Genomic DNA, 22,039 nt, shown 5'->3' with positions numbered 1-22,039 from the left:
CGTTCGCGAGCAGGCTCGCTCCCAAAAGGGGGGCAGTGTTCAACTTTGAGTATGAAGTCAGCCCCGATACTGCCCCGGCGTCGCCGCCAGATGTTGCTTGAACGCCCGTTGAAAATGCGCCTGATCGGCAAACCCGGCTTCCAGTGCCACATCGGCAATCAACTGGCCACTACGCAAACGCTCGCGGGCGAACTGGATGCGCTGGTTGACGACAAAGGCATGGGGCGTCATCCCGTAACGCTGCTTGAATGCGCGAATCAGGTACGACGGCGACAGCTGCGCCGCCGCGCAAATCGCCTCGAGGCTGAGCAATTCGGTGCAATGTTCACGGATGAAATCAGCGGCGCGTTCCAGCTTGAAATTCGGCTCACGTAGCGGCTGATCGGCCGGGTTCAGACGCAATTGCAAATCACCGAAAAACTCCACCGCCGCGCTCTGTTTCGCCAGCGCCTCCAACTGATCGTCAACCAACACCTCATACAACCCAATCAATTTGCCGAACAGCTCGGCATCAGTCAGATGCGTGTCGGAAAATCGGCGAAATTCCAGCTCCCCGGCAAACCCCAATTGATGCTGCAAATCCGTCAGCCACGGCGTTTCGACATATAACATCACATACGACCACGGCTGATCATCGATCGGATTGCAGGCATGCACATCGCCGGGATTCATCAGCACCACGGTGCCGGCCGCCACCTCATACTGCGCCTGCTCATGCACATAGGTGCTGCGCCCGGCGGTGATTGCGCCGATGGAAAAGTGCGCATGGGAATGCCGCGCATAACAGACTTCACGCCCATCCGCGATCGCCCGCGCTTCGATGAAGGGCAGGGCGTCGTCGCGCCAGAAGCGCGGGGCTTTCTCGGGATTTTTCGCAGCGGCGTGTTTCATCGTGATCGTCCCGGCAGGTCAGCGTCCGAGTGTATTAGCTCTGGCCGGCGAATGCCCGTTGCAGTGCGGCAACATTGAGTTCTTTCATCTGAAACATCGTCTGCATTGCAGCGCCGACTGTTATAGGCTCTGGGGGCGTGACACCACGAGCGCGATGGAGCTGAACCATGACTGCATTTACCGGCGGATGCCTGTGCGGCGATGTGCGTTTTCAAGCCTCTGGCGAGCCTTACCGGGTTGGATTGTGCCATTGCCTGGACTGTCGCAAGGTTCACGGCGCGCTGTTTCATGCTTCGGCGATATTTCCTGAGGACGCGGTGACCATCAGCGGTGAAACCCATGAGTATCAAGGGCGGCACTTTTGCCCGCGCTGTGGTTCGTCGGTGTTCAATCGCAGTGCTGATGAGGTCGAGGTGAACCTCGGCGCGCTGGATGCGCCGAATCAGTTGAAGCCGACCTATGAGAGCTGGATTGTGCGGCGTGAATCGTGGTTGCCGGATTTTCCGCTGGCCAGGCATTACCGTGGTGATCGTGAAGGCAAAGGGCGGGCAGAGGGGTAGGGGATTGATTCAACTTTCAGCACGCCTGTGATTTCTGTGGGAGCGAGCCTGCTCGCGAAGGCGTTGGGTCAGTCAACATGCAAGTGGCTGAACGAACGCTTTCGCGAGCAGGCTCGCTCCCCACAATTTCTTTTGTGGTATCCGCTGCTATGGGTACACCCTCAGTTCTGTTACCCGCGAACAAACGCCAACAAATCCGCATTGATGGTTTCAGCCTGCGTCGTCGGCATGCCATGCGGGAAGCCGGGATACGACTTCAGTGTGCCGTTGGGCAGCAGTTTCGCCGATAACGGTGCGGAGTTGGCGTAAGGCACGATCTGGTCATCCTCGCCGTGCATGACCAGCACCGGCACGGTGACTTTTTTCAGGTCTTCGGTGAAGTCGGTCTGCGAGAACGCGACGATGCCGTCGTAATGCGCCTTGGCGCCGCCGATCATGCCCTGGCGCCACCAGTTGGCGATGATTCCTTCAGCCGGCTCGGCGCCCAGGCGGTTGTAGCCGTAGAAAGGTGCGCTCGGCACATCGCGATAAAACTGCGCGCGATTCGCCGCCAACTGCGCTTGAAAACCATCGAACACCGATTTCGGCAAACCGCCCGGGTTGCTTTCGGTCTGCACCATCAGCGGTGGCACGGCGCTGATCAACACCGCTTTGCTGACCTTGTCCTGGCCATGCCGGGCGATGTAATGGATCACTTCGCCGCCGCCGGTGGAATGGCCGACATGCACCACGTTGCTCGTACCCAGATGATTGACCACCGCCAGCACGTCGTCGGCGTAATGGTCCATGTCGTGGCCATCCCAGACCTGGCTGGAGCGCCCGTGTCCACGTCGATCATGGGCAATCACCCGAAAGCCCTGCGCGAGAAAGAACAGCATCTGCGCATCCCAGTCATCGGAACTGAGCGGCCAGCCGTGGTGGAAGTGGATCACCGGCGCGTCGCGCGGGCCCCAGTCCTTGTAGAAGATATCGACGCCGTCTTGAGTGGTGACAAAGCCCATATTCGTTACTCCTGACCTGTGATGGACAACCGCGATGTACGCGGACCGTTTGCGCAGAGGTACGACGACTCGGTGCGAGCCGTTATCAACTGTAGGAGCAATGCCGGGGTCTGCATGACCGCTGGTCACAACGTCTGGCTTCAAGCGCAAATTAGGCTTTGCTGAAAGGGATAAGCGCGGGCGTCCGTAGGTTTTTCCGACCACAGCGACGCCCCTTCGCACCACCGTGAGCCTGAGGAAATCCGCCGATGCTGACCCTGAATATCAATGGCAAGGATCAGGAGCTCGATGTCCCCGCCGACATGCCGCTGCTTTGGGTTCTGCGCGATGTTGCGCACCTGACCGGGACCAAGTTCGGTTGCGGCATGGCCCAGTGCGGTGCCTGCACCGTGCACGTCGACGGCGCGCCTTTACGCTCCTGTATCACCCCGGCGACTGCCGTTGCCCATGGGCAGAAAATCCTCACCATCGAGGGCTTGTCCAGTGATGGCTCGCACCCGGTGCAGCAGGCCTGGGCCGAGCTGGACGTGGTGCAGTGCGGTTACTGCCAGTCCGGGCAGATCATGTCCGCCGCCGCGTTGCTGGCGAAAATTCCCAAGCCCACCGACAGCGATATCGATCAGGCGCTCTCCGGCAATATCTGCCGCTGCGGCACCTATCCGCGCATACGCGCTGCGGTCAAACGCGCCGCCGAAATCGGCTGATTCATTCTGTGGGAGCTGAACGATGAACAGTCCCGTATCGCGTCGCGGGTTTCTCAAGGGCAGCGCACTGTTAAGCGGCGGCCTGATGGTGGCGTTTGTAGTGCCCGGGGCCAATCGCTTTGCCCGGGCGGCAGAAAATCAGAACAAAACCTTCGCGCCCAACGCGTTCCTGCGCATCGCGGCGGACAACAGCGTCACCGTGCTGCTCGGCCATTCGGAAATGGGCCAGGGCATCTGGACCGGCCTGACCATGCTGATCGCCGAAGAACTGGACGCCGACTGGTCGAAAATCAGCGTGCAACACTCGCCAGCCTCGGCGGCGGATTACGGTTTGCCGGCGTTTGGCGGCATGCAGATCACCGGTGGCTCGACCTCGACCTGGATGGAATTCGACCGCTATCGACTGGCCGGGGCGACGGCGCGTCAGATGCTGGTGGAAGCGGCGGCGAAACGTTTCGACGTCGCCCCGTCGACGATTCGCACGGAGTCCGGCGTGGTCATCGCCGGGGACCAACGCGCGACCTACGGCGAACTGGCCGATGCCGCCGGGCAACTGCCGGTGCCGGATCCGAAAACCATTACCTTCAAGGAAGCCAAGGACTGGAAAGTCATCGGCAAACCGACCAAGCGCCTCGACACCCCGGAAAAAATCACCGGCCGCGCCAAGTTCGGCATGGACGTGCAGTTTGAAGGCCTGATGACCGCGATGGTCGCCCGCGCCCCGGTGTTCGGTGCCACGGTGAAATCCTTCGAAGGCGCCGCAGCGCTGGCCATTCCCGGCGTGCACAAGGTGGTGCAGGTGCCCAGCGGCGTGGCGGTGGTGGCCGAGCATTTCTGGGCGGCGAAGCTGGGCCGTGATGCGCTGAAGGTCGATTGGGACCTGGGGCCGTTGGCCGACATGAGCAGTGAAAAGCTGCTGGAGAGTTTCCGCAAACTGGCAGCGACGCCGGGCACTTCCGCCACTCAGGCGGGGGACGCCAAGTCCCATTTCGGCAAAGCCGCGAAGAAAATCGAGGTCGAATACAGCGTGCCGTATCTGGCCCACGCGCCGATGGAACCGCTCAATTGCACGGTGAAAATCAGCGCCGGCAAATGCGAGATCTGGACTGGCACGCAATTTCAGACGCTGGACCAAATGGTCGCCAGCAAGATCACCGGGCTCAAGCCCGAGCAGGTCGAAATTCACACGGAATTTCTCGGCGGTGGTTTTGGTCGCCGCGCCAATCCGACCTCGGATTTCGTCGCCGAAGCCGTGCAAGTGGCGAAAGCGGCGGGCCTGCCGGTGAAAACCGTGTGGACGCGCGAAGATGACATTCGCGGCGGCTACTACCGCTCGATGTACCTGCACAAGGCGCAGGTCGGGCTGGGCACCGATGGTTTGCCGATGAGCTGGCAGCATGTGCTGGTCGGCCAGTCGATCATGGCCGGGACGATGCTTGAGGCGACGATGGTCAAGAACGGCATCGATGCCACCTCGGTCGAGGGCGTGGCCGACAGTCCGTACATCAAGGATCTGCCTCATCATCAGGTCGACCTGCATTCGCCGCAGACCGGCATCAATGTGTTGTGGCTGCGTTCGGTGGGCCATACCCACACGGGTTTCGTCATGGAATCGCTGATCGATGAACTGGCGACGGCGGCGGGCAAGGATCCGGTGGAGTACCGGCGAACGTTGCTCAAGGCGCACCCGCGCCACCTTGGCGTGCTCAATCTGGCGGTGGAGAAGGCCAACTGGGGCGCGCCGTTGCCGGACGGGCATGCTCTGGGCGTGGCGGTGCACGAGTCGTTCGGCAGCTATGTGGCGCAGGTCGCCGAGGTGTCGCAGGACAATCTGGCGATCCGCGTGCATCGGGTGGTCTGCGCGGTGGACTGCGGCATTGCGGTGAATCCGCAGAGCATCGCCGCGCAGATGGAATCGTGCATCACCTTCGGTCTCGGCATGGCGTTGCACAGCAAACTCACCGTCAAGGACGGCGGCGTCGTGCAGTCCAACTATCACGATTATCAGGTGTTGCGGCTCAACGAAATGCCGGTGGTGGAAGTGCATATCGTCCCCAGCAGCGAAAAACCCGGCGGCATCGGTGAGCCCGGCGTGCCACCGACCGCGCCGGCGGTGGCCAACGCAGTGTTTGCCCTCACCGGGCAACGCCTGCGCGAACTGCCACTGCAACTGTCGGGGGTGTGAGATGAAACGACATCTTGTGTTGGGCACCGTCGTTTTGCTCGGTCTCGGTGGCTATGCCTCGGACCTGTTTGCCGAAGATCAGGAAGCTCTGAAAGCCTTCGCCACGGTGCAGAAAGTCTTTCAGAGCCCGCGCTGCCAGAACTGCCACATTCCCGGCGACTCGCCGTTGCAGTTCGACGCCGGCATCCCCCACGCGATGAATGTGGTGCGCGGCATGGATGGCAAGGGCGCCGCCGGTTTGCCTTGCGCGACCTGCCACGCCGAAAGCAACCCGCCGGCCAGTTACGGTCCTCACGCGCCGCCGGGTGCGCCGCACTGGAGCCTGCCGCCGGCGGCGCACAAAATGGCCTGGATCGGCCTGCCCTCGGACAAGCTTTGCGCGATGATCAAGGACCGTGCGAGCAATGGTGATCGTGATTTCGCCGCACTGTTAAAACACGTCAGCGAAGACAAACTGGTGCTCTGGGGCTGGAATCCCGGGGCAGGGCGCGCACCGGTGCCAGTGCCGCACGATATTTTCGTCGCGCAATTCAAACTCTGGGCCGATGCCGGCGGGCCGTGTCCGGTGGCGCAAATGTGAAGCCTCGGCGATTTAGCGCTACGCTCAACGCATGACTGTCTACGGAGTGTGCGCATGCTGGTGCCCGGAAAGCCTGCCAATGAAGCTGCACGTATCGACGCGCTGCATGGCCTGAATCTCAATTCGGAGCCGGAGGAACGTTTCGATCGCCTTACGCGCTTGGCCAAGCGTTTGTTCAACGTGCCGATCGCTCTGGTCACGCTGGTCGACAAGGATCGCCAATGGTTCAAGTCCTGTGTGGGGCTGGATGTCACCGAGACGTCCCGCGATGTCTCGTTCTGCGGTCATGCGATTCTGCAGAACGAGCTGATGCTGGTCCCCGATGCGCTGGAAGATCTGCGCTTCCATGACAATCCGCTGGTTACCGGCGCGCCGAATATTCGCTTTTACGCCGGTTATCCGTTGACGGTCCCCGATGGCAACAAGTTGGGCACCTTGTGCCTGATCGACACCAAGCCTCGGCATCTCGATGACGAAGAGCGCGCGCTGCTGCGTGACCTCGCGGAGATGGCCGAGCAGGAGTTGATGGCGGTGCAGATGGCGAGCATGGATGAGTTGACGCTGCTGTCCAATCGCCGTGGTTTCAAGCAACTGGCCCAGCATGCACTGGATGCCTGCGCGCGCCTGAACCGGCCGGCGACGCTGCTGTTTTTCGATCTCAACGACTTCAAGCAGATCAACGATCTGTACGGCCATGCCGAAGGCGACAGTGCGCTGAAGACCTTCGCCGATGTGCTGCGCATTGCCTTTCGCGAAAGCGATGTGGTGGGGCGCTTGGGCGGCGATGAGTTCGTCGCATTGCTGACTGGCTCCAGCCACGTTGAAACCACGCGGATCATGGCCCGGCTCAAGGAAATCCTCGAAGAGCGCAACGCCACGCTGCACCGCGGTTACGCGATTCGCTTCAGCGTCGGCCAGATCGAATACGACCCCACGCGCCACGAAACCGTTGATCGGCTGCTAGCCGATGCGGATGGCGCGATGTATGCGCACAAGCAAGCTCTGAAAGGCTGCTAGCACCGGCACCATCGCTGGCGAGCCAGCTCCCACAGACTCCCTTGAATCCCGTGGGAGCGGGCTTGCCCGCGATGGCGTCAGCCGATCTATCGCCGGATTCGCCAGTGCTCAGCGCTTGGGCGGGCTCAGCTTCTGGTAAAACGCCAGCCATTTCTCATGACTGGCCGCGGCATCCTCGAGTTCGGGCATGCGCAACGCGTCTTGCAAGGCTTTGGCCTCATAAGCATCGAACAGATGCCGGACGGCGGTGCTGGCGATGGCGTTGACTCTGTTGGAGGCGAAGGTATCGGGCACGGCGGTGCGTGCCTGTTGCGCCAGTGGTGCGCCCTCAATATCGAGGCGAGTAATGAACGCCTTGCAGGTGGCGTTCAAGCGAGGCTGGGAGCCGTTTTTATAGGCTTCGGCGTCGAGGGGCAGCGTTTTCGCCGCTTCTTTCGCCACCGAGGGTTTGAGTAATGCAATGTCGATATCGCGACGCAGCACCACTTCATCTCTGCTGGTGAAAATCTCGAAGACTCTGGTTGGCCGCCCATGCAGCAGTGCCAATATGCCAAACGGCGCCGTGCCGGCCTTGGCAAGTTTGTCCGTGGCTGCCGATACTGGCCGCAGCGCGAGCAATTCCAGCGTGTTGTCTTCGAGGTCGAGCCGTTGCGCCAACGGCAACCGGCAGAACGCTTCCTTGAGAATCGCGACATGCGCGTCCTTCATATGCTTGAGGCGCGCCGCGAGTGCTGCATGAAAAGCGCTTGCCACGTTGTTCAGTCTGGGCAGCGAGGCAATCATCGATGCCAGTTGCAATTGTGCATTGCTCGATTGCCATCCCTGCATGTCACCCGTTAGCTTGCCGGCGATGTGTAATTGGCTCAGGGAATAATGTGGCCCGGTTGTATCAGCGTCCGAGGCTGGAACAAACAGCGCCTTCTCTGTCAGGTGTGGGGAATCAGCGAAGATCTTGCGCAGATCCGCGAGGGCAATAGTGGCGGGGGTGGGCGGTGACGACTGGAAGGCCCGGCGGTAAAAATCGTAAATCAGACGATTGTGGTTGCGAAAGAGCAGATCGGCTTGCTTGAGCGTGGCGGCGTCATAGACCGTGACTTGAAAATCGGCATCGCGCTGGATCAACCCTCGTGCAACCGCCCAGTCCACTACGACCGAGGCACACGGCTCTTCGCGCAGAAACTTGTAGAAATCAGCCGGCGCCGGGCCTTTCGTCAGCTCGCGCAATTGCTCGTAGGTCATCAAGCGCGCCGCGCCCGGCAGGCGTCTTTCGATATACAGCACGACCTGTTTGAGCCTCACCCAGCGCAGGCAACTCATATAAGGCAGTGTTCGAGGAATGCCCCGGATGAGAAACTCCGGCGAGATGCCGGACAATAACAGGTGGGTCGCCAATGTCTTGTTCTTGACCAGTGCGAGTTGGGGTTGCCGGTCGATGAACCGGCGCACTTCGTCATAACTGTCGCCCCAGAAATCACTGCCCTCCAGGCGCTGGGCGACGATTCGGTTTATATCCTCACCGGCGCTCGGTTCCAGGCTGAGAATCAATGCAGCGAGCAACAGACGTTCGCGGTTGGTGGCCAGAAGGCGTTTTTTGTGAGACGGCGCTCCGAGGTTCTTCACCAACTGGTTGCCCAGCGTCCGTGCGCGCGACGTGATCAGGATACGACTGATCAGGTAGTCGGCTTTTGCCTTGAGGGTATTGAGCGGCAGATCGGTGTCGACCCCTTCACTGAGGTAGTCGATCAGTGGCGGCGAGTCTTCGGGCAAAAAAGCCTGAGTGGTGTCGATGATGCTCTGACGTTGCTGCGCGGTGAACCGCTCGGTCTTCGTCCAGGGTTGACCCAGCAGATACCACTGATTCATGTGTCCGGGACGCATGTGCAGATTGATCTTGTCCCATTTCGCCAGGGAGAGGGCTTGCTCGACAGTTTTTGGCAACGGTAGCTCGTAGAAACGCAACATTTGCCCGAGGGTGACTTTACCGCTCGAGCGCAGGGCGCCGCCTGCTTCGCCTGCCTGAGCTTTAAGCTGGTCGCGATGAAGTTTCAGATCGGAATGCTTTTCCACCTCAGTCGTCAGGTTGACCCAGCCTTTGGCGCTGGCCGTGCCGACATGACCGGACTCGGTCACCAGCAATTGACTGTCGGCATGCAACCCGTGCTGTTGCAAGATGGCTTGGAAATCCGCATTGGAGCTGAATATCTGCAAGCGCTCCTGGCCCAGCGCCATCTGCACCGCGAGCGTGGAATGCGGATGGGGCTCGCTGAATTCCTCGTAATCGATTCGGGCTTTGGGCGCCTTGTTCCAGCTCAAAACTTCCAGGCGTCGCACAATATGCCGGGCGTCCTCCAAGTCGCCGAAGTCTTCGCGATAGCTGCGGATGGGGGTGCCGGTCTGCACGTAGTCACTGACGTAGGGCAGCTCAGGCCAACTGTGCTGTCGCAGGCGTTGCGCAAGCGCTTTGGCTTGTCCCGCATCTTCCGGCAGCGCAAATTCATAGCGACGCAGCAGCTCGCCCAATTTCAGGCGCGGGCCTCTCACAGGAGCGGAAACAGAGGCCGAAGCAAGCGTTACCGGCGTATCGAGAAAGCCTCGTTGCTCGAACGGATCGCTCGCCAGCAACACCGCATCGATCCGATCGGCGATCGCCCGAAAGTCCTCCAGTTGCGCGTTGCGTTCCTTCACCACAGCCGACCTGCTGTGGCCGTTCTCATCGATGGCAGCCAGCCCGGTTTTCTTCAGTTCGGTGAGGATGACGCGGGCCTGAATCTGGTTTTGCGGTTCCGGGTAACCGTAGAACGCCAGCACCACTTGCCGTGGAAAGCGATACAGCGGGTTGGCGGACTTGCCGCCGATATAAGGCAGGCCCAACCCGGCAGGGTCGATGCGTTGGGAAATCGATTGCAGCATCGGCGCCACCTGCCACCAGCCAGAGTTGTCCTCCAGGCTGAAGGTGCGTACGTCGGAGGTGCCATTCGCTGGTGCGCGCGCTTGCAGAATGTCGCCTTTGATTTGCAAGGTATCCAGGTCGATGTGAAAGCGACTGGCCCAGTCGAGAAACTCAGGGCGTTCGAGGGCGGTCCAGTAAAGCTCCATCCATTCGCGCAGCAGGCATGGACGAGGAACCTCCAGCGTGCGCGCCGGCGTGGCCGCGGTGACCACCGGTACGGCGGTCAGTTCTGTAATGAGGTTCTGGATCAGCGTCTGTTCATGTACCGGTGTGTCGTTCATCTGCGCCTCCCTGGCGGCTGATAAGCATCGAGCATCGAGCACCGAGTATCGACGCCGGGGCAGGGCGGCTGGCGGTACATATGTAGTGCGGAGTGCTTTTTTGCAGGCATAAAAAAACCCGCCGGATCCGGCGGGTTTCTTAGTGGCTACAGGAAGATCACTCTTCGATGTTGCCCATCGCGGTGGTGTTGAAGCCGCCGTCGACGTACATGATTTCACCACTGATGCCCGACGCCAGGTCGGAGCAGAGGAAGGCGCCGGCGTTGCCGACTTCTTCGATGGTGACGTTGCGGCGCAGCGGAGTCTGCGCTTCGTTGGCAGCCAGCATCTTGCGGAAGTTCTTGATGCCGGAAGCGGCCAGGGTGCGGATCGGGCCAGCCGATACGCAGTTGACGCGGGTCCCGTCCGGACCGAGGGAACCGGCCAGGTAACGGACGCCGGCTTCCAGCGAAGCCTTGGCCATGCCCATCACGTTGTAGTTCGGCATGGTGCGCTCGGCGCCCAGGTACGACAGGGTCAGCAGGCTGCCGTTGCGGCCTTTCATCATTTCGCGACCGGCCTTGGCCAGCGCCACGAAACTGTAGGCGCTGATATCGTGAGCGATGCGGAAACCTTCACGGGTGGTGGCTTCGGTGAAGTCGCCGTCCAGTTGGTCGCCCGGAGCGAAGCCGACGGAGTGCACGATGCAGTCCAGACCGTCCCACTTCTTGCTCAGTTCTTCGAAGACCTTGGCGATTTCTTCATCGCTGGCCACGTCGCACGGGAAGCACAGCTCAGGGCTCGAACCCCAGCCTTGTGCGAACTCTTCGACGCGACCCTTGAGTTTGTCGTTCTGATAAGTGAAGGCAAGCTCAGCGCCCTCGCGATGCATGGCGGCAGCGATGCCGGATGCGATGGACAGCTTGCTGGCGACACCGACGATCAGTACGCGCTTACCGGCGAGAAAACCCATGTGTTGCTCCTCTTTCAGGTTATTGCGCAGTGGCTGGTGCCAGAAAAGCGGCCTCCAGCAACTGCTGTGTATACGGATGTTGGGGGGCGGCAAAAATACCTTGCGCGTCTCCCTGTTCGACCACTTGGCCATGCTTGACCACCATCAGCTGGTGGCTCAGCGCTTTGACGACAGCCAGGTCATGGCTGATGAACAAATACGTCAGGTTGTACTTGGCTTGCAGTGAACGCAACAGCTCCACTACTTGCCGCTGCACCGTGCGGTCGAGCGCCGAAGTCGGCTCGTCCAGCAGGATCAGCGCCGGTTTCAGCACCAGGGCCCGGGCAATGGCGATTCGCTGCCGTTGCCCTCCGGAAAATTCGTGGGGGTAGCGGTGCCGGGTTTCCGGATCCAGACCTACCTCCTTCAACGCCGCAATGATCACCGCTTCCTGTTCGGTCGCGGTGCCCATCTTGTGTATCCGCAGGCCTTCGCCAACGATGTCATTGACGCACATGCGCGGGCTCAGGCTGCCAAACGGGTCCTGAAACACCACCTGCATCTCCCGGCGCAACGGGCGAACCTCATTCTGCGTCAGGCAGTCTAGCTGCTTGCCTTCAAAGCGGATCGCGCCTTTGCTGCCGATCAGCCGCAAAATCGCCAGACCGAGGGTGGATTTGCCGGAACCGCTTTCGCCGACGATCCCCAGGGTCTGACCCTGCGGCAGGCTGAAATTGATGCCGTCCACTGCCTTGACGTAATCCACCGTGCGTTTGAGCAGGCCTTTCTTGATCGGGAACCAGACTTTCAGGTCCTCGACTTCGAGCAGCGGCGCGCCGATTTCATTGCTCGCCGGGCCGCCGCTGGGCTCCGCGCCGAGCAATTCCCGAGTGTACGGATGCTGCGGCGAACGGAACAGCTCTGCGCACGATGCCTGTTCGACGATGCAACCGCGCTGCATGACACATACGCGATGCGCAATTCTTCGCACCAGGTTCAAATCGTGACTGATCAGTAGCAGCGACATGCCCAATCGAGCCTGAAGATCCTTGAGCAAATCGAGGATTTTCAGCTGAACGGTCACGTCCAACGCGGTGGTCGGTTCGTCGGCAATCAGCAATTCCGGTTCGTTGGCCAGGGCCATGGCAATCATCACCCGCTGGCGCTGGCCGCCGGACAATTCATGGGGCAGGGCCTTGAGACGCTTGTGCGGCTCGGGGATGCCGACCATCTCCAGCAGCTCCAAAGTGCGCTTGGTCGCGACTTTGCCGCTCAGGCCCTTGTGGATGCCGAGCACTTCGTTGATCTGCTTCTCGATCGAATGCAGCGGATTGAGCGAGGTCATCGGCTCCTGAAAGATCATCGCGATGCGGTTGCCACGAATGTGGCGGATGGTCTTCTCGCTCAAATCCAGCAGGTTCTGCCCGGCGTAATTGATGCTGCCGGCCGGATGCCGCGCCATGGGGTAGGGCAACAGGCGCAGGATCGAATGCGCCGTGACCGATTTGCCCGAGCCCGATTCACCGACCAGCGCCAGGGTTTCGCCGCGCTTGATGTCGAAGCTCACGCCCTCGACCACGCGGTGGACGCGCTCGCCGAAACCGAATTCGACGGCGAGGTCGCGCACTTCGATCAGATTGTCCTGATTCATTTCACTTCCTCGGGTCGAAGGCATCGCGAGCGGACTCGCCGATAAACACCAGCAGACTCAACATCAGCGCCAGCACGGCAAACGCGCTCATGCCCAGCCACGGCGCCTGCAAATTGGATTTGCCTTGCGCGACCAGTTCGCCCAGCGACGGACTGCCGGCCGGCAAGCCGAAGCCGAGGAAGTCCAGCGCGGTCAGGGTGCCGATGGCGCCGGTGAGGATGAACGGCATGAAGGTCATGGTCGAGACCATGGCGTTGGGCAGGATATGGCGGAACATGATCGCGCCGTTCTGCATGCCCAGCGCGCGGGCGGCGCGCACGTATTCCAGATTGCGCCCGCGCAGAAACTCGGCGCGCACCACATCGACCAGGCTCATCCACGAGAACAGCAGCATGATGCCCAGCAGCCACCAGAAATTCGGCTGGACGAAACTGGCGAGGATGATCAACAGATACAGCACCGGCAGCCCCGACCAGATCTCGAGAAAACGTTGCCCGGCGAGATCGACCCAGCCGCCGTAGAACCCCTGTAGCGCCCCGGCAATCACGCCGATGATCGAGCTCAGCACGGTCAGCGTCAGCGCAAACAACACGGAAATGCGGAAACCGTAGATCACCCGCGCCAACACGTCGCGGCCCTGATCGTCGGTGCCCAGCAGGTTGTCCGCCGAGGGTGGCGCCGGGGCCGGGACTTTCAGGTCGTAGTTGATGCTCTGGTAGCCGTAGGGAATCGGCGCCCATAGAATCCACGCGTCCTTGGCCTTCAGCAGCTCACGGATGTACGGACTCTTGTAGTTGGCTTCCAGCGGGAATTCGCCGCCGAACGCGGTTTCCGGGTAGCGCTTGATCGCCGGGAAATACCAGTTGTTGTCGTAATGCACGACCAGCGGTTTGTCGTTGGCAATCAGCTCGGCGCCCAGACTCAGGCCGAACAGAATCAGAAATAGCCACAGCGACCACCAGCCACGCTTGTTGGCCTTGAACAGTTCGAAGCGCCGGCGGTTGAGAGGGGACAGGTTCATCTCAATGCTCCCGGCTGGCGAAGTCGATACGCGGATCGACAAAGGTGTAGGTCAGGTCGCCGATCAGTTTCACCACCAGCCCGAGCAGGGTGAAGATGAACAGGGTGCCGAACACCACCGGGTAATCGCGATTGATCGCCGCCTCGAAACTCATCAGGCCGAGGCCATCGAGGGAGAAAATCACTTCCACCAGCAACGAGCCGGTGAAGAAAATGCCGATGAATGCCGAAGGAAAACCGGCAATCACCAGCAGCATGGCGTTGCGGAACACGTGGCCGTAGAGCACGCGATGGCGGGTCAGACCCTTGGCCTTGGCGGTGACCACGTACTGTTTGTTGATCTCGTCGAGAAAGCTGTTTTTTGTCAGCAGAGTCATGGTCGCGAAGTTGCCGATCACCAGCGCCGTCACTGGCAATGCCAAGTGCCAGAAGTAATCGAGGATCTTGCCGCCCAGGCTCAGCTCATCGAAGTTGTTCGAAGTCAGCCCGCGCAGGGGGAACCAGTCCAGATAACTGCCGCCGGCAAACACCACGATCAGCAGGATCGCAAACAGGAACGCCGGGATCGCATAGCCGACGATGATCGCCGAACTGGTCCAGACATCGAAGTGGCTGCCGTGCCGCGTGGCCTTGGCGATGCCCAGCGGGATCGACACCAGATACATGATCAGCGTGCTCCACAGCCCCAGCGAGATCGACACCGGCATCTTTTCCTTGATCAGGTCGATGACCTTGGCGTCGCGGAAGAAACTGTCGCCGAAATCCAGCTGCGCGTAGTTCTTGACCATGATCCACAGGCGTTCCGGGGCCGATTTGTCGAACCCGTACATGTGCTCGATTTCCTTGATCAGCGCCGGGTCCAGCCCCTGCGCGCCACGGTACGACGAGCCGGCCACCGCCACTTCGGCACCGCCGCCGGCAATCCGGCTGGTGGCGCCTTCGAAGCCTTCGAGCTTGGCGATCATCTGCTCGACCGGCCCGCCGGGCGCGGCCTGGATGATCACGAAGTTGATCAGCAGAATGCCGAACAGGGTCGGGATGATCAGCAGCAGTCGCCGAAAGATATACGCCAGCATCTGATTACTCCGTGCCCGCAGGGTCGGCTTGCAGTTGGGTTTCGACTTCTACGGCAGGCTTGGCGTCAGGCTTGACCCACCAGGTATTGATGCCGATGTCGTACTTGGGCGAGGTTTTCGGGTGGCCTATATGATTCCAGTAAGCCACGCGCCAGCTCTTGATGTGCCAGTTGGGCACCACGTAGTAGCCCCATTGCAGTACGCGATCCAGCGCGCGGGCGTGGGCCACCAGACTTTTGCGCGAGTCGGCGTTGATCAGGCTTTCCACCAGTTGGTCAACGGTCGGGTCTTTCAGGCCCATGCTGTTGCGGCTGCTCGGTTTGTCGGCGGCGGCGCTCATCCAGTATTCGCGCTGCTCGTTGCCCGGCGAGTTGGACTGGGGAAAGCTGCCGACCATCATGTCGAAATCCCGCGAGCGCACCCGGTTGATGTACTGCGAGACGTCGACGCGGCGGATCACCAGATCGATGCCGAGGTCGCTGAGGTTGCGCTTGAACGGCAGCAGCACCCGTTCGAATTCGGTCTGGGCCAGAAGAAATTCGATCACAACCGGTTTGCCGGTGGCGTCGACCATTTTGTCATCGACGATTTTCCAGCCGGCCTCTTGCAGCAGTTGATAGGCCTCGCGCTGCTGGGTGCGGATCATGCCGCTGGCGTCGGTCTTGGGATTTTCGAAGGCTTCGCTGAATACCTGAGCCGGCAGTTTGCTGCGGAACGGTTCGAGGATCTTCCGTTGCTCGGCGTCGGGCAGGCCGGTGGCCGCCATTTCCGAGTTCTCGAAGTAACTGCGGGTGCGCACGTAGGCGCCGTTGAATAATTGCTTGTTGGTCCATTCGAAATCGAACAGCAGCCCCAGCGCCTGACGCACGCGCACATCCTGGAACACCGGGCGGCGCAGGTTGAAGACGAAGCCCTGCATGCCGGTCGGGTTGCTGTTGGGGATCAGTTCCTTGATCAAGCGCCCCTCGGTGACCGCCGGAACGTTATAGGCACTGGCCCAGTTCTTCGCGGTCATTTCCAGCCAATAATCGAACTGCCCGGCCTTCAGCGCTTCGAGGGCGACGGTGTTGTCGCGGTAATAGTCGGTGGTCATCGTGTCGAAGTTGTAGAAGCCACGGTTGACCGGCAAGTCCTTGCCCCAGTAATCCTTGACCCGCTCGTAACGTACCGAACGGCCGGCCTTCACTTGGGTGACCTTGTACGGGCCGCTGCCCAGCGGGATTTCCAGATTGCCTTTGTTGAAGTCGCGACTGGCCCACCAGTGTTTCGGCAGGACCGGCAACTGGCCGAGGATCAGCGGCAGTTCGCGGTTGTTGCTGTGCTTGAACTTGAACAAGACTTTCAACGGGTCTTCGACGATGGCTTCGGCGACGTCGTTGTAATAGCCGCGAAACATCGGCGAGCCTTCCTTGGTCAGCGTCTCGAAGCTGAACACCACGTCTTCGGCGCGCACCGGGTGGCCGTCGTGAAAACGGGCCTCGGGGCGCAGGTAGAAACGCACCCAACTGTTGTCGTCGGCTTTCTCGATCTTGCTGGCAATCAGGCCGTACTCGGTGAACGGCTCGTCGAGGCTGTGTTTGGTCAGGGTGTCGTAGATCTGGCCGATGTCATCGGCCGGCACGCCTTTGTTGATGAACGGGTTGAGGCTGTCGAAGCCGCCGAACCCGGCCTGGCGGAACACGCCGCCCTTTGGCGCATCGGGATTGACGTAGTCGAAGTGCTTGAAATCGGCCGGGTATTTCGGCGGCTCGTTGTACAGGGTCACGGCGTGTTGCGGGGCGGCCCAGGCCAGCCCGGCGAACAGCAAGCCGCCGGCCTGCACGAGCAGGGTGCGAACAGCGTTCATCGATCTTTCTCCGAAGACTTCAGCCACCATGCGCTCAGGCCCAGGGTGTAGGGCGGCGTGGTGACAAAGGCCAACCGGTTGCGGTAGGCCAGACGGTGATAATTGAGGTACCAGTTGGGAATGCTGTAGTGCTGCCAGAGCAGCACGCGGTCGAGCGCTTTGCCGGCGGCAACCTGCTCGTCGCGGGTGCGCGCGGCGAGCAATTGTTCGAGCAGGTGATCGACCACCGGGTTGGCGATGCCCGCGTAATTCTTGCTGCCCTTGACGTTTACCTGGCTAGAGTGGAAGTACTGCCACTGCTCAAGGCCCGGGCTCAGGGTCTGGCCGAGGGTCATCGAGATCATGTCGAAATCGAATTGGTCGAGGCGCTGTTTGTACTGGGCGCGATCGACGGTACGCAGGCGCGCGTCGATGCCGATGCTGTTGAGGTTCTCGATGTACGGCTGATAGAGCCGCTCCAGGCTCGGATTGACCAGCAGCAGTTCGAAACGCAGCGGCTGGCCGTCTTTGTCTTGCAGGCGCTGGCCGTGGAGCTTCCAACCGGCCTCAGCGAGCAGGGCGAGGGCTTTACGCATGGTCTCGCGCGGGATGCCACGGCCGTCGGTTTTCGGCAGGGTGAACGGCTCGGTGAACAGCCGGGCTGGCAACTGCTCCTTGTAAGGCTTGAGCATCAGCCATTCATGGCCGACCGGCAGGCCGGACGCGGTGAATTCGCTGTTGGGATAGTAGCTGGTGGTGCGTTTATAGGCATCGCTGAACAGCGCGCGGTTGGTCCATTCGAAGTCGAACATCAGACCCAACGCTTCGCGCGTCCTGACATCGGCGAAGGTCGCGCGGCGGCTGTTCATGAACAGGCCCTGGGTCTGGGTCGGGATCTGATGCGGGATCTGCGCCTTGATCACCTCGCCACGACGTACAGCAGGGAAGTTGTAACCGTTGACCCAGTTCTTCGCCTGATGCTCGATGTAGATGTCGAACTCACCGGCCTTGAACGCTTCGAAGGCGACATCGCTGTCGCGGTAGAACTCGACGTCCATGCGATCGAAATTGTACTTGCCGCGATTGACCGGTAAGTCCTTGCCCCAATAATCCTTGACCCGCTCGAAAATCAGCTGCCGACCCGGCGTGACCGAGGTGATGCGGTACGGCCCGCTACCCAGCGGCGGTTCGAAGGTGGTGGCTTTGAAGTCGCGGTCTTTCCAGTAATGCTGCGGCAGTACCGGCAATTCGCCCAGGCGCATGATAAGCAGCGGATTGCCCGAGCGCTTGAACACAAAACGAATGCGCTGCTTGTTGAGAATGTCGACTCGCAGCACTTCCTGCAGGGCCGTGCGATACAGCGGATGACCGTCCTTGAGCAGCGTTCGATAGGAGAACGCCACGTCGTAGGCGGTGACAGGCGCGCCGTCGTGAAAGCGCGCTTCGGGGCGCAAATTGAAGACGACCCAGCTGCGATCTTCGCTGTACTCCACCGATTGCGCGATCAACCCGTAACTCGACGCGGGTTCGTCGCCGGACGGCGAATACTGCCCGGTGCCAACCATCAGCGGCTCGTTGAGCTCGTTGATGCCGTACTGAAGGAAATTGGCGGTGGTGACCGGGCTGGTGCCCTTGAAAGTGTACGGATTGACCGTATCGAAGGTGCCGAACGCCATCACCCGCAACGTACCGCCCTTGGGCGCTTGCGGGTTGACCCAGTCGAAGTGGGTAAATCTGGCCGGGTACTTGAGCGTGCCGAACTGCGCATAACCGTGACTTTCGGTAATCGTCGCGCTTGCGGGTGAGCTCAAGGCCAGGCTGATCAGGAGCAGGGAGAGGGCACGCTTCAAGTCAGATCCGATCCAGCGGCTTGGGCTTTGTGGGCCGTACAGTAACAGCTTGTCTGGACAGGAAAAAGATGCGGGTTAATGGCGAGTTAATCGCTACACGATGTTGCGCCAATTTGTCCCTGTGGTGAGGGGATTTATCTGTGGCGAGGGGATTTATCCCCGCTGGACTGCGCAGCAGTCCCCCTTCTTCAAGATGCAGAAAAAACGCGGCCGCTGCGCGCCCCAGCGGGGATAAATCCCCTCGCCACAGTGTTCCCGCCTGGCACAAAGCAATCGGCAATAAAAAGCCCCTGAATTCAGGGGCTCTTCAATCAGTGCGGCTGATAAACCGTGAGCATTTGCCCCGGCTTCAACGCCTTGCCAGCACCCGGATTCCAGCGCTTGAGATGTTGCATCTCAACGTTGAAGCGCTTGGCCACTACATACAGGGTGTCGCCACGCTTGACCTTGTACTGGGTCTGCTGCTTGCTCTCGTCCTTGCCTTTGGTTTTGGTATTCGCCGCGACCACGGTGTTGACCCGGCCGGACTTGCGCGCCGGGGCACGCTTGGTGTTGTCCTGCATGACCAGGGTCTGGCCGACCTTGAGGTTCTTGCCGGTCAGCTTGTTCCAGCGCTGCAGATCCTTGACTTCGACCTTGTTGGCCTTGGCGATGGAGCCGAGGTTGTCGCCACGCTTGACCCGATAAGCACGTTTGAGCTGCGCCACTTCCGACGGATCGGCGCCTTCGAACACCGGTTTCAGCGAACGCGGGCTGATCAGTTCGTCCGGGCGCATGGTCTGCAGACTGGCGGTCAGCAGTTGCGCCTTGGACGTCGGCACCAGCAAGTGCTGCGGACCGTCGATGGTGGTGCGCTGTTTGAACGCCGGATTGAGCTGGAACAGTTCGTCTTCATCGATGTTCGCCACCGCAGCGACCTTGGACAGGTCCATGCGCTGGTTGATTTCGACGACCTGGAAGTACGGCTCGTTGGCGATCGGATTGAGGTTGACGCCGTAGGCTTCCGGCGCCAGTACCACTTGCGACAGGGCCAGCAACTTCGGTACATAGGCCTGGGTTTCCGCCGGCAGCGGCAGGTTCCAGTAGTCGGTGGGCAGGCCGAGCTTTTCGTTGCGCTCAATCGCCCGGCTGACCGTACCTTCACCGGCGTTGTAGGCCGCCAGCGCCAGCAGCCAGTCGCCGTTGAACATGTCGTGCAGGCGGGTCAGGTAATCCATCGCTGCCGTGGTCGAAGCGGTGATGTCGCGACGGCCGTCGTAGAAACGCGTCTGGCGCAGGTTGAAGTAACGCCCGGTGGACGGAATGAACTGCCACAGGCCCACCGCATCGGCGCGGGAGTAGGCCATCGGGTTGTACGCGCTCTCGATCACTGGCAGCAGGGCCAGCTCCAGCGGCATGTTGCGCTCTTCGAGGCGCTCGACGATGTAATGAATGTAGAGACTGCCGCGTTCGCCGGCATTCTCGAGAAAAGAGGGATTACTGGCGAACCACAGGCGCTGTTGCTCGATGCGCGGATTGACGCCAAGGCCTTCCTGCAACTGGAAGCCCTGGCGCATGCGTTCCCAGATGTCCTGGGGCGCCACTGGAGTGGGCTTCTCGGTCAGCCAGATCGGCTTCTGCTTGGCTCGCGCAGCAATGTTCGGCGTGTGCGTCGCTTCAGTCTGCGGAGCGTGGCTGGAGCAACCCGCCAGCGTGGCGGACACAGCCACCGCGATGGCTTGCGCCAGGCGGGTCAAAGCATCTGAATTGACGGACTTACGTATGGATGACGACATTGGCTGGAAGTAAGTTCCGGGCAAAAATGTCGGGCGATTCTAGAAAGCGCACCCCCTGCGGTCAACCATTGAGAATTTTTGCCCCGGCCGGCGCGGTCGTCAGAACTTGTCTTTCCATGCCCGCAGAGCCGCAAATACCTCGCTCGGCTCCCGGTTTTGAGCGCCTTCCCGTTCGTCCACTTTTTGTGTAACCAATGTTTCAGAAGTGCGTAAAAACGGATTGGTAAGCTTTTCCAGAGCCAAAGTCGACGGCAATGTCATCACGCCGTTCTGCCGTTGCTGGGTGACCTTTTCCAGACGGGCGGCGACTTCCGGGTTGCCCGGCTCGACGGCGGCGGCAAATTTCAGATTGCTCAAGGTGTATTCATGGGTGCAGTAGACCAGCGTATCTTCCGGCAAGGCCGCAAGACGGCTGAGCGAGTGGTACATCTGCTCGGGTGTGCCTTCGAACAACCGGCCGCAACCGGCGGCGAACAGTGTGTCGCCGCAGAACAGCAGGCCATGGTGGTAATAGGCGATGTGCCCCAGGGTGTGACCGGGCACCGCATAGACGTCGAAGTCCCAGCCGAGCACGCTGACGCTGTCGTTGTCCTTGAGCGCTACGTCACGCGCCGGAATGCTTTCGCTGGCCGGGCCGTAGACCTTGGCGCCGGTCGCCGCTTTCAGGCGCTCGACACCGCCGACATGGTCATGGTGATGGTGAGTGATCAGAATATCGCTGAGCACCCAGCCCGGATGCGCATCGAGCCACGCCTGCACCGGGGCGGCGTCGCCCGGATCCACCACCGCACAGCGCTGGGTCTGATGATCCTGTAACAACCAGATGTAGTTGTCGGTGAACGCGGGCAGGGCACTGATCTGTATCATCGTCGGAATTCGCCAAGCGGAAAACATTGGCGCATCTTAGTAGTTCCTGGCGCGTTGGAGAATGACATGACCGATAAAGCGTTCGCTCAGGCCGATCCCGACTGGCTGGCATTGATCAGCGCCGCCCGCGAATGGCTGTCGGGGCCGCTCGGGCAATTTCTGCTGGATGAAGAGCGGCGCATGCTCGACGACGAGCTCGGCCGGTTCTTCGGCGGTTATCTGGTGCATTACGGCCCGTCCGCCGAAACCCCGCCGGCCGCGCCGCAAGTGCAGCGCAACGTGCGTCTTGGCGCGCCGTTGCCCGGGGTCGAGATCGTCTGCGAAGAGCAGGCCTGGCCGTTGAGCGAGCACGCCGCCGACGTGGTGGTGATGCAGCATGGCCTGGATTTCTGCCTGTCGCCCCACGGTTTGCTGCGTGAAGCGGCGAGCAGCGTGCGCCCCGGCGGGCATCTGCTGATCATCGGCATCAACCCCTGGAGCACCTGGGGGCTGCGGCATTTCTTCGCCAATGATGCCCTGCGCAAGGCGCGCTGCATCTCGCCGTCGCGGGTCGCCGACTGGCTCAATCTGCTCGGCTTCGCGCTGGAGAAACGCCGCTTCGGGTGCTATCGTCCGCCGCTCGCGTCGCCCAAGTGGCAGAACCGTCTGGCCGGCTGGGAACGCAAGGCCGGTGACTGGCAGCTGTCCGGCGGTGGCTTCTATCTGCTGGTGGCGCGCAAGATCGTGGTGGGGCTCCGGCCGTTGCGCCAGGAACGCCGCGAGCCGATGGGCAAGCTGATTCCGCTGCCGATGGCCAAGGTCAACCGCCGCCGCATCGAACCGTAAACCCTCTTTTATTTGTGGCCGGGCTTGTCCCGGCCGCGGTCATTGTCGAT

Annotated in this window: 17 protein-coding genes; 6 read left to right on the top strand and 11 right to left on the bottom strand. The window is 61.0% G+C overall.

What is annotated here, in order from left to right; translation table 11 throughout:
* Positions 1 to 57 precede the first annotated feature (57 nt).
* Positions 58 to 891 (bottom strand): AraC family transcriptional regulator, encoded by an 834-nt coding sequence (locus AB4N47_RS13085; RefSeq protein WP_341637862.1) that lies wholly within the window; start codon positions 889 to 891, stop codon positions 58 to 60.
* A gap of 167 nt (positions 892 to 1,058) precedes the next feature.
* Here AB4N47_RS13085 and AB4N47_RS13080 point away from each other — a divergent pair, with 167 nt between their 5' ends.
* Entirely contained in the window at positions 1,059 to 1,451 is a 393-nt protein-coding gene (locus AB4N47_RS13080) for a GFA family protein (RefSeq protein ID WP_341637861.1), read from the top strand.
* Positions 1,452 to 1,621: 170 nt separating this feature from the next.
* Here AB4N47_RS13080 and AB4N47_RS13075 read toward each other — a convergent pair whose 3' ends face one another.
* The gene (locus AB4N47_RS13075; protein ID WP_460154566.1) at positions 1,622 to 2,452 is read right to left on the bottom strand and encodes an alpha/beta fold hydrolase; all 831 of its coding nucleotides are present in this window, start codon (positions 2,450 to 2,452) and stop codon (positions 1,622 to 1,624) included.
* A 248-nt stretch (positions 2,453 to 2,700) separates the two neighbouring features.
* Here AB4N47_RS13075 and AB4N47_RS13070 point away from each other — a divergent pair, with 248 nt between their 5' ends.
* From AB4N47_RS13070 to AB4N47_RS13055, 4 genes are read left to right on the top strand one after another with little or no spacing between them, the layout of a single operon-like run.
* Positions 2,701 to 3,156: a (2Fe-2S)-binding protein gene (locus tag AB4N47_RS13070; RefSeq protein ID WP_007937751.1), complete on the top strand. Its 456-nt coding sequence runs from the start codon at positions 2,701 to 2,703 to the stop codon at positions 3,154 to 3,156.
* Between the two features lie 22 nt (positions 3,157 to 3,178).
* A complete protein-coding gene (locus AB4N47_RS13065; protein WP_341637859.1) occupies positions 3,179 to 5,341 on the top strand; it encodes a xanthine dehydrogenase family protein molybdopterin-binding subunit in 2,163 nt (720 codons plus the stop codon).
* Position 5,342: 1 nt separating this feature from the next.
* Positions 5,343 to 5,921 (top strand): hypothetical protein, encoded by a 579-nt coding sequence (locus AB4N47_RS13060; protein ID WP_122506902.1) that lies wholly within the window; start codon positions 5,343 to 5,345, stop codon positions 5,919 to 5,921.
* Positions 5,922 to 5,975: 54 nt separating this feature from the next.
* Positions 5,976 to 6,938 carry a sensor domain-containing diguanylate cyclase gene (locus AB4N47_RS13055; RefSeq protein WP_341637858.1) on the top strand — a complete coding sequence of 321 codons (963 nt, stop codon included), beginning with the start codon at positions 5,976 to 5,978 and terminating at the stop codon, positions 6,936 to 6,938.
* Positions 6,939 to 7,046: 108 nt separating this feature from the next.
* On the opposite strand, the gene AB4N47_RS13050 is transcribed toward AB4N47_RS13055, so the two are convergent.
* From AB4N47_RS13050 to gloB, 9 genes are all read right to left on the bottom strand, one after another.
* Positions 7,047 to 10,169: a hypothetical protein gene (locus AB4N47_RS13050; protein ID WP_460154565.1), complete on the bottom strand. Its 3,123-nt coding sequence runs from the start codon at positions 10,167 to 10,169 to the stop codon at positions 7,047 to 7,049.
* A 157-nt stretch (positions 10,170 to 10,326) separates the two neighbouring features.
* Positions 10,327 to 11,121, bottom strand: coding sequence for an enoyl-ACP reductase FabI (gene fabI / locus AB4N47_RS13045; RefSeq protein ID WP_003202751.1), 795 nt, complete (start codon positions 11,119 to 11,121; stop codon positions 10,327 to 10,329).
* Positions 11,122 to 11,140: 19 nt separating this feature from the next.
* Positions 11,141 to 12,751, bottom strand: coding sequence for an ABC transporter ATP-binding protein (locus AB4N47_RS13040; protein WP_341637856.1), 1,611 nt, complete (start codon positions 12,749 to 12,751; stop codon positions 11,141 to 11,143).
* 1 nt (position 12,752) lies between these two features.
* Positions 12,753 to 13,772: an ABC transporter permease gene (locus tag AB4N47_RS13035; protein WP_341637855.1), complete on the bottom strand. Its 1,020-nt coding sequence runs from the start codon at positions 13,770 to 13,772 to the stop codon at positions 12,753 to 12,755.
* Position 13,773: 1 nt separating this feature from the next.
* Positions 13,774 to 14,847, bottom strand: coding sequence for a microcin C ABC transporter permease YejB (locus AB4N47_RS13030; RefSeq protein WP_016774154.1), 1,074 nt, complete (start codon positions 14,845 to 14,847; stop codon positions 13,774 to 13,776).
* A 4-nt stretch (positions 14,848 to 14,851) separates the two neighbouring features.
* Positions 14,852 to 16,693 carry an extracellular solute-binding protein gene (locus AB4N47_RS13025; protein ID WP_341637854.1) on the bottom strand — a complete coding sequence of 614 codons (1,842 nt, stop codon included), beginning with the start codon at positions 16,691 to 16,693 and terminating at the stop codon, positions 14,852 to 14,854.
* Positions 16,690 to 18,522 (bottom strand): extracellular solute-binding protein, encoded by a 1,833-nt coding sequence (locus AB4N47_RS13020; RefSeq protein ID WP_341637853.1) that lies wholly within the window; start codon positions 18,520 to 18,522, stop codon positions 16,690 to 16,692. Before AB4N47_RS13020 ends, AB4N47_RS13025 begins: the two co-directional genes overlap by 4 nt.
* A gap of 311 nt (positions 18,523 to 18,833) precedes the next feature.
* Positions 18,834 to 20,297, bottom strand: coding sequence for a transglycosylase SLT domain-containing protein (locus AB4N47_RS13015; protein WP_041480626.1), 1,464 nt, complete (start codon positions 20,295 to 20,297; stop codon positions 18,834 to 18,836).
* 99 nt (positions 20,298 to 20,396) lie between these two features.
* Positions 20,397 to 21,164, bottom strand: a complete 768-nt coding sequence (gene gloB, locus AB4N47_RS13010; RefSeq protein WP_038862030.1) for a hydroxyacylglutathione hydrolase — start codon at positions 21,162 to 21,164, stop codon at positions 20,397 to 20,399.
* A 66-nt stretch (positions 21,165 to 21,230) separates the two neighbouring features.
* On the opposite strand from gloB, the gene AB4N47_RS13005 reads away from it, so the two are divergent.
* A complete protein-coding gene (locus tag AB4N47_RS13005) occupies positions 21,231 to 21,989 on the top strand; it encodes a class I SAM-dependent methyltransferase (protein ID WP_041480625.1) in 759 nt (252 codons plus the stop codon).
* The last annotated feature ends 50 nt before the right edge of the window (positions 21,990 to 22,039 follow it).

The organism is Pseudomonas sp. S3_G06 (genome assembly GCF_054667565.1).
The sequence above is the reverse complement of the archived record's forward strand: the minus strand, read 5'-3'. Positions and strand labels throughout refer to the sequence as shown.

What these genes read in the sequence shown, in the direction of transcription:
- AB4N47_RS13085 (WP_341637862.1), bottom strand. Translation starts at nt 891, where the DNA reads ATGAAACACGCCGCTGCGAAAAATCCCGAGAAAGCCCCGCGCTTCTGG.
- AB4N47_RS13080 (WP_341637861.1), top strand. Translation starts at nt 1,059, where the DNA reads ATGACTGCATTTACCGGCGGATGCCTGTGCGGCGATGTGCGTTTTCAA.
- AB4N47_RS13075 (WP_460154566.1), bottom strand. Translation starts at nt 2,452, where the DNA reads ATGGGCTTTGTCACCACTCAAGACGGCGTCGATATCTTCTACAAGGAC.
- AB4N47_RS13070 (WP_007937751.1), top strand. Translation starts at nt 2,701, where the DNA reads ATGCTGACCCTGAATATCAATGGCAAGGATCAGGAGCTCGATGTCCCC.
- AB4N47_RS13065 (WP_341637859.1), top strand. Translation starts at nt 3,179, where the DNA reads ATGAACAGTCCCGTATCGCGTCGCGGGTTTCTCAAGGGCAGCGCACTG.
- AB4N47_RS13060 (WP_122506902.1), top strand. Translation starts at nt 5,343, where the DNA reads ATGAAACGACATCTTGTGTTGGGCACCGTCGTTTTGCTCGGTCTCGGT.
- AB4N47_RS13055 (WP_341637858.1), top strand. Translation starts at nt 5,976, where the DNA reads ATGCTGGTGCCCGGAAAGCCTGCCAATGAAGCTGCACGTATCGACGCG.
- AB4N47_RS13050 (WP_460154565.1), bottom strand. Translation starts at nt 10,169, where the DNA reads ATGAACGACACACCGGTACATGAACAGACGCTGATCCAGAACCTCATT.
- fabI (WP_003202751.1), bottom strand. Translation starts at nt 11,121, where the DNA reads ATGGGTTTTCTCGCCGGTAAGCGCGTACTGATCGTCGGTGTCGCCAGC.
- AB4N47_RS13040 (WP_341637856.1), bottom strand. Translation starts at nt 12,751, where the DNA reads ATGAATCAGGACAATCTGATCGAAGTGCGCGACCTCGCCGTCGAATTC.
- AB4N47_RS13035 (WP_341637855.1), bottom strand. Translation starts at nt 13,772, where the DNA reads ATGAACCTGTCCCCTCTCAACCGCCGGCGCTTCGAACTGTTCAAGGCC.
- AB4N47_RS13030 (WP_016774154.1), bottom strand. Translation starts at nt 14,847, where the DNA reads ATGCTGGCGTATATCTTTCGGCGACTGCTGCTGATCATCCCGACCCTG.
- AB4N47_RS13025 (WP_341637854.1), bottom strand. Translation starts at nt 16,693, where the DNA reads ATGAACGCTGTTCGCACCCTGCTCGTGCAGGCCGGCGGCTTGCTGTTC.
- AB4N47_RS13015 (WP_041480626.1), bottom strand. Translation starts at nt 20,297, where the DNA reads ATGTCGTCATCCATACGTAAGTCCGTCAATTCAGATGCTTTGACCCGC.
- gloB (WP_038862030.1), bottom strand. Translation starts at nt 21,164, where the DNA reads ATGATACAGATCAGTGCCCTGCCCGCGTTCACCGACAACTACATCTGG.
- AB4N47_RS13005 (WP_041480625.1), top strand. Translation starts at nt 21,231, where the DNA reads ATGACCGATAAAGCGTTCGCTCAGGCCGATCCCGACTGGCTGGCATTG.